Genomic DNA, 11,415 nt, shown 5'->3' with positions numbered 1-11,415 from the left:
GAGCAGGCCAGTCGAACGCGACTGTCCAGCACACGACAAGAACATCCCGGGCGCCTGCAGGGCGGCCCGGGATGCCATGATGACCGGATAGGATTTTAGAGGCGACGCCTCAACGCCTCGCGGCCGCGAGGATGCTGTCGACGAGCCGCTGCGATGCCAGCGCCTCGTTGCCCGTCACGACGGGCTCGCGCCCGGTCGTGACCGCATCCAGGAAATCGGCGATCACCGCACGGTGCGCATCATGGGGGAAATCCATGATATTGGCGCCGCTGCCCGTGCTGCCCTCCGCCTCCACGATCTCCTTGCGGCCGTCGAGGAAGGAGAGGCTAAGCGTGCCGCCAATCAATGTCGCGAAGCCCTGGGTCCCGATGATCTCGATGCGCTCGGGATGGCCGGGATAGGCGGCGGTCGTCGTCATCAGCGTGCCCGGTGCGCCATTGCCGAGCTCAAGCAGCGCCGAGGCGAAATCCTCGGTCTCCATGCGGTGCAGCTTCGTGGTCCGCGCCTGCGCCGCGACCACTTGGGACACACCCACCAAAGAGCGGAACAGGTCGAGCGAGTGGATCGCCTGGGTCAGGAGCACGCCGCCACCGTCACGCGCCAGCGTGCCGCGGCCGGGCTCGTCGTAATAGGCCTGCGGACGCCACCACGGCACGCTCAGGAAAGCGGCCTCCACGGTTCCGAGTTCGCCGGCGGCCAGTGCAGCCTTGAGGCGCAGGCTCGCAGGCCGGAATCGGTGCTGCAGCACGACCCCGAAGACTTTGCCGGAACGGCGCGCGGCTTCGACCAGCGCCTCGCCGCGCGCGACCGTCAACTCCAGCGGCTTCTCGACCAGCACATGCTTGCCATTCTCGAAGCAGCGCGCGGACACGTCGAGATGACTGCTCGGCGGCGTCAGCACAATGACGGCCTCGACCGCTGGATCAGCCAGCACGGCATCGAGATCGGTCGTCACCGGAAAGGCGAACTGCTTGCGGTAGGCCCCGGCTCGCTCTGCCGAGCGACTGACCGCCCAGCGTACATCGACCCTCTCTGCGAGGTCGATCAGGCTGCGGGAATGCGGCAGGGAAGCTGGCCCGAGGCCGACGATGGCAATGCCGATCTTGCGGGTCACGAAGCAGTCCTTTCGCTCGCGCGGGCGGGCAGCCGCACGGCCTTCGCCTGCGCTTCCAGCGCCAGCCGGCAGACCGTGAAGGCGTGTTGCTGAGACATCGCGCTCTCGGTCCTGCCGGCGATATCCGCCACAAAATTGCGGAAGTAGGTCAGCGGCTCACGGGAGGCATCGATATGACGGGTGCCGTTCCCATCGACCAGGAAGAGATGGTCGGTGCCCGGCCGGCCTGCGATATCGACATATTTGCGCAGTTCGATCGTGCCTGCCGTTCCGAGGATGGTCAGCCGCCCGTCACCCCACGTCGGAAGCCCGTCAGCGGTGAACCAGTCGACGCGGATATAGGCGCCGGCTTGCGGGCTGCGCAGCAGGATCTCGCCGAAATCCTCGAAACCCGGCAGCTCAGCGCTGCCGAAATGGCCCGTTCCCGACGCCACGATCTCCGCATCGCGCGAACCGGTGAAGTGCAGGAACTGGTCGATCTGGTGCGAGGCGATATCGGTGAGGATGCCGCCGAAAGCGCTCTGGTCGAAGAACCATGACGGCCGGATCGCGCGGTTAAGTCGATGCGGGCCGACACCCAGGGTCTGTACCACACGCCCGATCGCGCCGTCGGCGATGAGCTTGCCGGCGATGATCGTCGAAGGCACCAGGAAGCGCTCGGAAAAGCAGATCGAGAAGATCCGCCCCGTTCGGGCGACCGTCGCCTCGACATCGGCAAGCTGCGCGAACGTGGTCACGCCCGGCTTGTCGACCATGACGTCCTTGCCGGCCTGCATGGCCCGGATCGCAATCGCGGCGCGCTCCGAGGGAATCGCTGCGCTGGCGACCAGATCGATCGAGGGATCGTCGATCAGCCGGTCGGCATCCATGGCCTGGAGCTGCGGAAAGCGCTCGCGGAAGCCGGCAACGACGCGCTCGTCGCTGGTGCGCGGATCGAAGCCGGCGCAGACAGCGCCGGCTTCGAGGAGACCTTCGACCATGTTGTAGATATGGCGGTGGTCGAGGCCGATGGCGGCAAAGCGCATGCTATTGGGGTGCTCCGTGGCCAACGCCGATCTCCTGGTCCCAGCGCCGGAAGGCGGCGACGAGCCGTTCCGGAGTCAGAGGCGGGCGGGTCGGCAGCTTGGCGATCAGCTCGTCATAATGGGCGCGCCCGAATTCCTTGATGACGTCGCGGCTTTCCTGCGGCGCCATGGCGAGCGTCACGCCCTTCACGGCCGGGCCGGGATAGAAATAGCCCTTGTCATAAGTCGCGGCCTGCGGCTCGGGCTTCAGCATGAACGACATCAGCGCCAGGATGACGGCGACCTTGGCCTCCGGCACGCCCTTGGGAATGCACATGAACTGGGTGTCGGGAATCCAGTGAGTGTTTTCCAGCGCGAAGACCTCGGCCTCTTTCGGCACGATGCCGAGCACGCGGGGGTTGATGTCCCAGCCGAGCGTCGAGACGATGACGTCGCGCGTGCCTTCGCCGAGTTCCTTCATCGTCGCGGCCGTGCCGCCGGGATAGTAGTCGATGCCGGTGCCGAGCTCCTTGAGATAGGCCCAGGTCTTGTCCCAGCCGTTCATCGGATCGCTCGGATCCTTGTCGCCGAGGATGTAGGGCATGCCCTGGAGGAAGGTCCAGCCAGGCCCGGAATTCAGCGGGCGGGCATAGGTGAAGCGCTTGGGATTGGCCTTCACATATGCCAGCAGGTCGGCAGCCGTCCTGGGCACGGTCTTCAGCCGGGCCGGGATGTATTCGAAAAGCGGCCCCGACGGGGAATAGACGACGGCGACACCTTCGTTCTGACCGAAGTTGCGCTGCATCATCAGCGCCTGCTCATGATAGACGTCTTCAGCCTTCGGCAGTTGCGACGGATAGGACTTCCAGACGTCGATCCACAGTCCCTGCTGGATGCCGTCGGACATCGCGCCCGGCCCGGTCAGCACGAGGTCGAGATCGACCCGGTTGGCCTGCTGCTGCGCCTTGAGCTTCGCCGGCAGCTCCGGCGAGGGCGCCCGCGAGAAATTCACCCGCGAGATCAGCTTTGGGTTTTCCTTGGCGAAGCGTTCGATCGAAGCCTGGGTCAGCTGCAGGTTGCCGGCGACGTCGATGATGTTCAGCGCAACCGGGCTGGAAGGCAGGGGCAGGCCCTGGGCGAAGGCGCCTGTCGCCTGGAGAGCGGCAAGGCTGGCTGCTCCATGCAGCACGCCGCGGCGTGTGATTTCGGTCATGGTCTCTCCCTCGATAGGCCTGCTATCCGCGCAACCAGACCGGACGCGCGCCGAGGCCTTGACATGTATACTAGTACACCAATTCCGGGCCGACTAGTTGAGGGAGCTTGACCTTAAGGAGGGGGACGGCTTCGCGGAGAGCATGACGGCGCGCGCCGCCAGGCCCTCAGGGCTTGGCAGCCTGCAAGCCGATGGCCTGAGAGCCAACGGATCGTCTGGCGGTGATGTGGACGGGGGTTGGCAGCGGCCGTGTCAGGGCGCGGCAATCACCACGCGAAGGAGGGCACGACGTAACCGGGCATCCATCCGGCCGTTGCAAAGAGCCTGGCGCAGCTCGCATGGTCGACCGTATCCGGTGTCGGCCAACCCAGATCCTGCCGATGAATGCCGCCGGCAATGAAGGCGACATCGATTCCGGCACCGGTTGCGCCGGCGACGTCATGCTCAAGCGAGTCGCCGACCGCGAGCACACGCCGCGGAGCCAGGCCGAGCCGCTGCAGGCTGCTGCGATAGATGCGCGGTTCGGGTTTGCCGTGATAGCGAACCCGCCCGCCAAGCCCGGCATAGCACCGGGCGACAAGTCCGGGCGCCTCATGCAGCGTGCCGTCGGCATGAACGCGGTAGAGATCGGGATTGCCGCAGATCATCGGCAGATCGCGGGCCACTGCAGCCTCGAGCGCCGGGCGCCAGCCGGCCAGCGATTGCTGCGGCGGGTTCATGCTCAGCATGAACAGGAAGTCGGCGGCCTCGGTGCTCTCGACCCTGGTCAGGCCCAGACCCTCGATCAGGTGGTCCTCGCCGTCGCGCGCAAACAGGAAGCAGCGGCGGCCGAGGTCGCGATAGAACGGATCCTGCTCGGTCAGCAGCGCGTCGCGGGCGTCGTCTCCGGCCGAAACGACATGGTCGAACAGCTCGCGGGCAAAGCCCATCCGGGCGAGTAGCTCCTCGTTTTCCCGAGCCCCACGGCCGGAATTGGAGAGGATGATGATCGCCTTTCCCGCCGAGCGCAGCCTCTGCAGGCAGTCGACTGCGCCGGGATAGGGGGTCGTGCCGTCATGCAGCACCCCCCACTGGTCGAGCAGGAAGCCGTCATAGCTCTGGGCGACCTCGGCGAGGCCGGAGAGATGGCTGACGGCGGCTCCGGTTTCAGGTGATACGTGAACGGACATAGGCGGAAAGCGCCTCGCTGATGATGATGATCGCCAGGATGGCAATGAGGATGACCAGGACCTGGCTCCAGGCGAACTGGTTGATCGAGGCGTAGAGCAGAAGCCCGATGCCGCCGGCGCCGACAAAGCCGAGCACGCTCGACTCCCGCACATTGATGTCCCAGCGATAGATCGATGTGCCGATCAGAACGGGCAGGATCTGGGGCAGGATGGCGATGCCGTAGATCTGGAAGGTGCCGGCGCCGGTGGCCTCCACCGCCTCGATCTGGCCGGCCTCGACMTCCTCGATCGCTTCGGCGACGAGCTTGGCGATGAAGCCGACCGAGCGGGCTGCGACCGCGCAGATGCCGGCAACCGGGCCGGGGCCGAAGATGGCGACGAAGAGAAGCCCCCAGATCACCGTGTTGATCGAGCGCGACAGCACGAGGATTGCGCGCCCGAGAAGCCAGGTTCCCTGGTTCAGCGTGGTGTTGCGTGCGGCCAGGAACGCGACCGGCAGCGCGAGCACGATCGAGATCATCGTGCCGAGCGTCGCGATATGGATCGTCTCGATCAGCGGACGCACGACAACCGGCAGATAGGACCAGCGCGGCGGCCACATCCGCTGGATCAGGTCGGCCGCCTGTTCATGCGCATCGGCAAAGAAGGCCCATTCGATGTCGAGTGCCGAAACCGACCAGACGGCTGCGAATGCGCCGCCGAGGAGCCAGAGCCACTGCGTCAGCCGCTCGCGCGGCGTATGGCGTTCCCACTGGTCGGGATAGATGCGCTTGGGCTGAGCCCCGCCATCCCGGCGCTGGTTTGCATTCGCCTTCACCTGAGCCTCCGCCGGGCCCAGTCGCTGAACCACTCGCCGAGCGCAACGAGCGCCGCGATGGTGAGCAGGATGGCGCTCGAGAAATCGAAATCGTAGCGGGAGAACGAGGCCGAGAGCGTCTGGCCGATGCCGCCGGCGCCGACGATGCCGATGACGGTGGAATGGCGCAGATTGGCGTCGAGCCGATAGATCAGCACGCCGAGCGATTTGACCATGACCTGCGGCACCACGGCGTAGCCGACGACCTGGCCAAAACTCGCGCCGGTGGCACGGATGGCCTCGACCGGGCCTTCCTTCATGTTCTCGATGTCCTCGGCCAGCATCTTGCCGAGGAAGATCGCCGAGGAGAAGGCGAGCGTAAGCAGCCCTGCGACGGGGCCGAAGCCGAACAGCTTCACGAAGAAGATCGCGATGATGACCTCATGGAAGGTCCGCCCGATCACGATGAAGCCGCGCGCCAGAAAATAGAGCGGGCGCGGCGAGAGATTGGCAGCGGCAGCCAGCCCGATCGGGATTGCGAGCAGGGCGCCGACGATCGTCGAGGCGATCGCGATCTGGATGCTCTCCACCATGCCCGAGAGCAGCATCTCCCAGCGCGAAAAATCCGGCGGGAACATGCGCGCGAAGATATCGAGCGCGCGCGGCAGGCCGGCGAGGATGCGGTTGCCGTCGATATTGAGGTCGGACACCGACCAGATCACATAGGCAACGACGGCGGCCCAGAAGATGAATCGGCGCCGGCGGCTGCCGAACAGGCTCGGCGGCCGCCATGTGGTCGGATAGGCGGGGGAGGCGGTGGCGCTCATGAGGCGGAACTAAGCGCCGGCGCGGGTTCGTCGTCGCCCTCACCGGGCAGGATCCAGTCCTCGTCGCCATAGATGACCGAGAGAACCTCGTCCGTCAGTTCGGCCGGCCCGTCGTCGAAGACGACGACGCCGTCGCGCAGGCCGATGATGCGGTCGGAATAGGCCTTTGCCAGCGCGACGTCGTGGATATTGATGATCGCTGGCGTTTGCCGTTCGGAGACCAGTTCGCGCACCAGCCGCATGATCTGGCGGGCGGTTTTCGGGTCCAGGCTGGCCGTTGGCTCGTCGAGCAGCAGCAGATCGGGCCGTTGCATCAGTGCGCGTGCAATGCCGACGCGCTGCCGCTGCCCGCCCGACAGGGCGTCGGCGCGCTGATTGTGGTAGCCGTCGAGCCCGACGCGGTCGAGAAGCGCGAAGGCCGACTGGATATCCTCCGGCGGAAAGCGGTAGCGCAGCGAAGCGAACAGGCCGACATAGCCGAGCCGGCCCGAGAGCACGTTCTGCATCACGGTCAGCCGCTCGACCAGATTGTACTCCTGGAAGATCATGCCGATCCGCCGCCGCGCGGCTCGCAGCCCCTTGCGATCGAGAGCCACAATATCCCCGCCATTGAGCAGGATGCGCCCGGCCGTCGGCTCGACCAGCCTGTTGATACAGCGGATCAGCGTGCTCTTGCCCGCGCCCGATGAGCCGATGATCGCGACGACCTGCGGACGGTCGATGGTGACATCGACGCCAGCCAGGGCGCGTTTGCCCGTCGGGTAGGTTTTTTCGAGCGCCTCGATCCGCAGCAGCGGCGTGCCGGAAGGGGTCGTCATCAATCCGGCTTCAGCTTGGAGAGGCCGTCCTGGGTATAGACGATGCCGGTATCCCGCTGGATCGTCCGGATATCGGCCCAGTCGGCCTTGTAACTCAACGCCTTGAAGCCCTTCTCGTCCTTGAACTCCTTGGCCAACTTGGAGTTCTTGAAGTCGAAGGTCGCGAATGCCTGCTTGATCTTGTCCTGCAGCTCGGGCGCGAGGTCATGCGAAATGCCGAAAGCGGTCCGCGGGAAGGGCGCCGATTCATAGACGATGCGCAGGTCGTCGGGCTTGAACATGCCGCGGGCTCTCATGCGGTCGACCACGCTCGATGCGACGGGAGCGGCGTCATAATCCTTGTTCACGACGCCCATGATCGAGTTGTCGTGCTTGCCGGAGTACAGCACCTCATAGTCCTTGCCCGGCTCGACCCCCTTGTCCTTGAACAAGACGCGCGGCGCGGTGTCGCCGGAATTTGAGGAGGGCGCGACATGGGCGACGCGTTTGCCCTTGAGATCGGCAATGCTCTTGATCGGACTGTCCTTCGGCACGATCAGCTGCAGCGTATAGCCGACGCCGCCGTCATGGCGCTCCATGGCAACGATCGGGACGAAGCCGGCAAGATTGACCGCGAACGGCGTGGGGCCGCTGGCGACGCCCGCGATATGCAGGCGGCCCGAGCGCATGGCCTCGATCTGGGCCGCATAGGATTCTGCCGAGAACCAGCGGATACGCTTGCCCGTGACCTTGCTGAGATGGGCCAGGAAATCGGAGAAGACGTTCTCGTACACGGCCGGGTCCTCGACCGGCGTGTAGGAGAAGACCAGCGTATCCGGGTTCTTCTGCTGCGCCTTGTCGCTCGGCGTATCCGCGAGAAGATCGTTATCCGCATCGCAATAACGCGCATCGAGCGTGCCGCGATTTGCGCAACTCTGTGCATGGGCGGGCGATGCCAGGGCGAGCCCCATGGCTACCGCGCCGAGCGCGGCCAGCGAAATCCGAACCATCCGTTCCCTCCAGATTCTCTGCCGCATCTTCTGGCGGCCTGAGCGGCCGGTGCGGTTGATCTGAAATGATCATAATGCGCGGGAACGATCATGCAATCATGATTTTGCCGGCTATCCTCTCAAATCGTGCATCATGCCACGACGCAGCGAACGCCAGCCGTGTCKAACAGGCGGCGCAGGGGCTTGGGCGGCTCGTTATCGGTCACCAGAGCATGGAAGGCCGAGAGCGGCGCGACGCGGGCAACGCCGGCCTTGCCGAACTTGGAAGCATCCGCGACCGCGATTCCATGGCGGGAATGGGCCAGCGCCACCTGCCGCACCGCGATCTTCTCCAGGTCGAAATCCATCGGCGCGCCGTCATCGTCGAAGCCGCCGAAGCCGATCACCGCATAATCGACCCTGAACATCTTGAGGCTTTCGGTGGTGACGCTGCCGACGAGCGAGCCGTTCGCGCCCCGGACGCTGCCGCCCGTCACGAACACGTCGACCTTGCCGTGGGAGCAGAAGATCATCGCGACGGAGACGCTGCAGGTGATGATCCGCAGAGTCATCTTGCTCAAAAGCGCCCGCGCGACGGCTTCGACCGTCGTTCCGACATCGAGATAGACCGATGCGCCGTCGGGAATCATCTCCGCCACCGCTCTGCCGATCCGCTCCTTGCCGGCGGGAGCCGTCGTCAGCTTCTGCGCGTAGCCGGGGCGGAACGTGCCGTCCGTCAGGCCGGCACCGCCGTGGAAGCGGTGCAGGTAATTGGCCTGCTGCAGCTTGATGATGTCGCGCCGGATCGTCTGGCTCGACACTTCGAATTCCCTTGCGAGCCCGTCGATCGTGACGAACCCGAGCTCCTGGACCGCCGCAAGCACGCTGCGCTGGCGGCGCGTCAGGGCAGCGGGTTTCGGGGAGGCTGCGCCGCGCGCTGACATGTCGACCTCTTGCACCTGGACGAAGAGAGCCGGGCGCGGGAGCGCCGCGCGCGGCCTGTTCGCGATTGTGGAAGATATCTTACATTTCTGCCAGCTCTATTGCGGGCGAAGTCACCCTTCTCCGACATAGCGTCGGCGCAGATGCGCCTTGAACACTCCAGCGTCGAGCGGGCGGCCGGTGGCGCGGGTCAGCAACTCGTCCGTCTCGTAGAGCGAGCCCTGGCTGTGGATGTTGGTCCGCAACCAGTCGAGGAGCGGGGAGAAATCGCCGCGCCCGATGGCGGGCAGGATCTCCGGCTGGGTCCGGCAGGCTGCGTCGAAGATCTGCGCGGCCGTCATCGCACCGAGCGTATAGGTCGGGAAATAGCCCCAGCCGCCGCTCGGCCAGTGCACGTCCTGCAAGCAGCCGAGACGGTCGTCCGGCGGCGTGATGCCGAGCAGCTGCCGCATCTGCTCGTTCCAGGCCGAGGGCAGCTCCGAGAGCGGCATGGCGTCCGCAATCAGGGCCTGCTCCAGTCGATAGCGCAGGATGACATGGGCGGGATAGGTGACCTCGTCGGCATCGACGCGAATGAAGCCGGGCTGGACCCGCGTCGCATTGCGCCACAGGGCCCCGGCGTCCCAGGCCGCACCGCTCGCGCCAAAGGCCTCGCGCATCAGCGGTGCCGCGAAGCTCATGAATTCATGGCTCCGGCAGGCCTGCATCTCGATCAGCAGCGACTGGCTCTCGTGCAGGCTCATGCCGCGCGCATGGCTGACCGGCTGGCTCAACCAGGCTTGCGGGCGGCCCTGCTCGTAGAGGGCATGACCGGTCTCGTGCAACACGCCCATCAGGGCCTTGGTGAAGTCGGCCTCGTCATAGCGGGTGGTGATACGCACATCATTGTCGGCACCCCCGCAGAAGGGATGTGTCGAGATGTCGAGCCGGCCACGCTCGAAATCATAGCCGAGCGCCGCCATCATCTTCAGGCCGAGCCGGCGCTGCGCCTCGATCGGAAAGGGCCCTTCCAGACTCGGGGCGGCAGGCCGCCTGGCCTGCGCTGCCAGCGCCTCCTGCGTGAACCCCGGCAGGAAGGCCGCGAGATCGTCGAACAGCCCGTCGATCCGCTGCGCGCGGCCGCCGGGCTCGTAATCATTCAGCAGCGCATCATAGGGCGAGAGCCCGAGCCGCTCGCCCTTGGCCCGCCCGATCTCGCGCTGAAGCTTGAGCACCTCGGCCAGAAAGGGCAGCAGGCCGGCAAAATCCGAATCGGCCCGGGCCTGGCGCCAGCGCATCTCACAGGCCGAAACTGCCTTGCTCGATGCTTCGACCAGATCGCTGGGCAACGCGGTCTCGACCGTCCAGCTGCGCCGGATCTCGCGCAGATTCGCCCGCTCCCAGGCGCCAAGCGTCGTATCGGCCTCGGCTTCTGATAGCCAGTCGCCGATACGCAGCTCGGTCACCATGCCGTGGCGCAGCACATGCAGCAACGCCATGCTCTCGGCCCGCGTATCGGCCGCTCCCTTTGGCATCATCGCGTCATTGTCCCATTGCAGGATGCCAATGGCATTGGACAGGGCGGCGACGCGGCTGAAATGGGCGGAAATCTCGGCATAGGCAGTCATGGCGGAAACTCGCAATCCGGTAGCCGTAGGGCAGGGCGCAAAGTGGTGCGTCATTCCCAGGGCTTGATCAAGCGCACGGGAGCAGGCGGGCGCCTCACAAGCCCATGGATGAACTGCAGGAGATCAGCCTCGCGTCGCAGGGGCGAGGCGTGCTTCCGCGGTCGCGGTCATGAAGGCGTCGAGTGTCCGGGCGCCGGCCTCCGACAGCCTCAACCCGAGCTTGCTCCGGCGCCAGAGCACATCCTCGGCCCGCTCGGCCCATTCCGCACGCATGAGGTAGCGGACTTCGCGCTCATAGAGATCGGCGCCGAAATGCTGGCCAAGGTCAGCGAGCGAGCCTGTGCCATCAAGGATATCGCGGGCCCGGGTGCCGTAGGCACGGGCGAGCCGGGTGACGGTCTCGCGCGGCAGCCACGGATGCGCGGCACTGAGCGAGGCTGCGAGCGTATCGAAGCCGGTGACCGGAAAGTCGCCCCCCGGCAAGGGGCCGCTGACAGTCCAGCCGGGCTGCTTCGCCCAGCCCGCATGCGGCGCCAGGCGCGCGATTGCAGCCTCCGCCAGCCGGCGATAGGTGGTGATCTTCCCGCCAAAGACCGACAATAGCGGCGCCTCCCTCTCGGGTGCGTCGAGCGTCAGGACATAATCGCGCGTTGCTTCCTGAGCCATGGAGGCGCCGTCGTCATAGAGCGGCCGAACGCCGGAATAGGTCCAGACGACGCCCTCACGCGTCACCGGCTGCTTGAAATACTCGCTTGCCGCCGCGCAGAGATAGTCGATCTCCTCGGCCGTGGCCGAAGCGGTCGCGGGATCGCCGTGGTAGTCGCGATCGGTCGTGCCGATCAGCGTGAAGTCGCGCTCATAGGGAATGGCGAAGACGATCCGGCCGTCGGAATTCTGGAAGATATAGCAGCGGTCATGCTCGTAGAGCTTGCGCACCACGATATGGCTGCCCTGGAC

At 65.9% G+C, this 11,415-nt stretch carries 11 protein-coding genes; all 11 read right to left on the bottom strand.

Annotated elements, in window-relative coordinates:
* Positions 1–109: 109 nt before the first annotated feature.
* Positions 110–1,114, bottom strand: a complete 1,005-nt coding sequence (locus AC1DJT_RS27680) for a Gfo/Idh/MocA family protein (RefSeq protein ID WP_476769959.1) — start codon at positions 1,112–1,114, stop codon at positions 110–112.
* Complete coding sequence (locus AC1DJT_RS27675; protein ID WP_476769961.1) at positions 1,111–2,139, bottom strand: Gfo/Idh/MocA family protein; 1,029 nt, start codon at positions 2,137–2,139, stop codon at positions 1,111–1,113. The genes AC1DJT_RS27680 and AC1DJT_RS27675 overlap by 4 nt, the downstream gene beginning before the upstream one ends.
* Before the next feature lies 1 nt (position 2,140).
* On the bottom strand, positions 2,141–3,331 hold the full coding sequence (locus AC1DJT_RS27670) for an extracellular solute-binding protein (RefSeq protein ID WP_441507076.1): 1,191 nt from the start codon (positions 3,329–3,331) through the stop codon (positions 2,141–2,143).
* A 266-nt stretch (positions 3,332–3,597) separates the two neighbouring features.
* Complete coding sequence (locus AC1DJT_RS27665; protein WP_441490872.1) at positions 3,598–4,500, bottom strand: TIGR01459 family HAD-type hydrolase; 903 nt, start codon at positions 4,498–4,500, stop codon at positions 3,598–3,600.
* Entirely contained in the window at positions 4,478–5,317 is an 840-nt protein-coding gene (phnE, locus tag AC1DJT_RS27660) for a phosphonate ABC transporter, permease protein PhnE (RefSeq protein ID WP_476835291.1), read from the bottom strand. The genes AC1DJT_RS27665 and phnE (AC1DJT_RS27660) overlap by 23 nt, the downstream gene beginning before the upstream one ends.
* Positions 5,314–6,123, bottom strand: coding sequence for a phosphonate ABC transporter, permease protein PhnE (gene phnE, locus AC1DJT_RS27655; protein ID WP_441490871.1), 810 nt, complete (start codon positions 6,121–6,123; stop codon positions 5,314–5,316). The genes phnE (AC1DJT_RS27660) and phnE (AC1DJT_RS27655) overlap by 4 nt, the downstream gene beginning before the upstream one ends.
* Entirely contained in the window at positions 6,120–6,917 is a 798-nt protein-coding gene (phnC, locus tag AC1DJT_RS27650; protein WP_441507123.1) for a phosphonate ABC transporter ATP-binding protein, read from the bottom strand. Before phnC ends, phnE (AC1DJT_RS27655) begins: the two co-directional genes overlap by 4 nt.
* Before the next feature lie 23 nt (positions 6,918–6,940).
* Positions 6,941–7,930, bottom strand: coding sequence for a phosphate/phosphite/phosphonate ABC transporter substrate-binding protein (gene phnD / locus AC1DJT_RS27645; protein ID WP_441507078.1), 990 nt, complete (start codon positions 7,928–7,930; stop codon positions 6,941–6,943).
* A 131-nt stretch (positions 7,931–8,061) separates the two neighbouring features.
* Positions 8,062–8,853: a DeoR/GlpR family DNA-binding transcription regulator gene (locus AC1DJT_RS27640; RefSeq protein ID WP_476835290.1), complete on the bottom strand. Its 792-nt coding sequence runs from the start codon at positions 8,851–8,853 to the stop codon at positions 8,062–8,064.
* A gap of 111 nt (positions 8,854–8,964) precedes the next feature.
* The gene (locus tag AC1DJT_RS27635; RefSeq protein WP_476776376.1) at positions 8,965–10,458 is read right to left on the bottom strand and encodes a carboxypeptidase M32; all 1,494 of its coding nucleotides are present in this window, start codon (positions 10,456–10,458) and stop codon (positions 8,965–8,967) included.
* A gap of 123 nt (positions 10,459–10,581) precedes the next feature.
* Positions 10,582–11,415: glycerol-3-phosphate dehydrogenase (gene glpD / locus AC1DJT_RS27630; RefSeq protein WP_476835289.1), on the bottom strand; the 834-nt coding region annotated here is incomplete at its 5' end.

Source organism: Allobosea sp. 05T422_2 (genome assembly GCF_056396265.1).
The sequence above is the reverse complement of the archived record's forward strand: the minus strand, read 5'-3'. Positions and strand labels throughout refer to the sequence as shown.

Excerpts from the sequence above, each read along its gene's own strand:
- AC1DJT_RS27675 (WP_476769961.1), bottom strand. The coding sequence starts at position 2,139 with ATGCGCTTTGCCGCCATCGGCCTCGACCACCGCCATATCTACAACATG.
- AC1DJT_RS27670 (WP_441507076.1), bottom strand. The coding sequence starts at position 3,331 with ATGACCGAAATCACACGCCGCGGCGTGCTGCATGGAGCAGCCAGCCTT.
- AC1DJT_RS27665 (WP_441490872.1), bottom strand. The coding sequence starts at position 4,500 with ATGTCCGTTCACGTATCACCTGAAACCGGAGCCGCCGTCAGCCATCTC.
- phnE (WP_441490871.1), bottom strand. The coding sequence starts at position 6,123 with ATGAGCGCCACCGCCTCCCCCGCCTATCCGACCACATGGCGGCCGCCG.
- phnD (WP_441507078.1), bottom strand. The coding sequence starts at position 7,930 with ATGGTTCGGATTTCGCTGGCCGCGCTCGGCGCGGTAGCCATGGGGCTC.
- AC1DJT_RS27635 (WP_476776376.1), bottom strand. The coding sequence starts at position 10,458 with ATGACTGCCTATGCCGAGATTTCCGCCCATTTCAGCCGCGTCGCCGCC.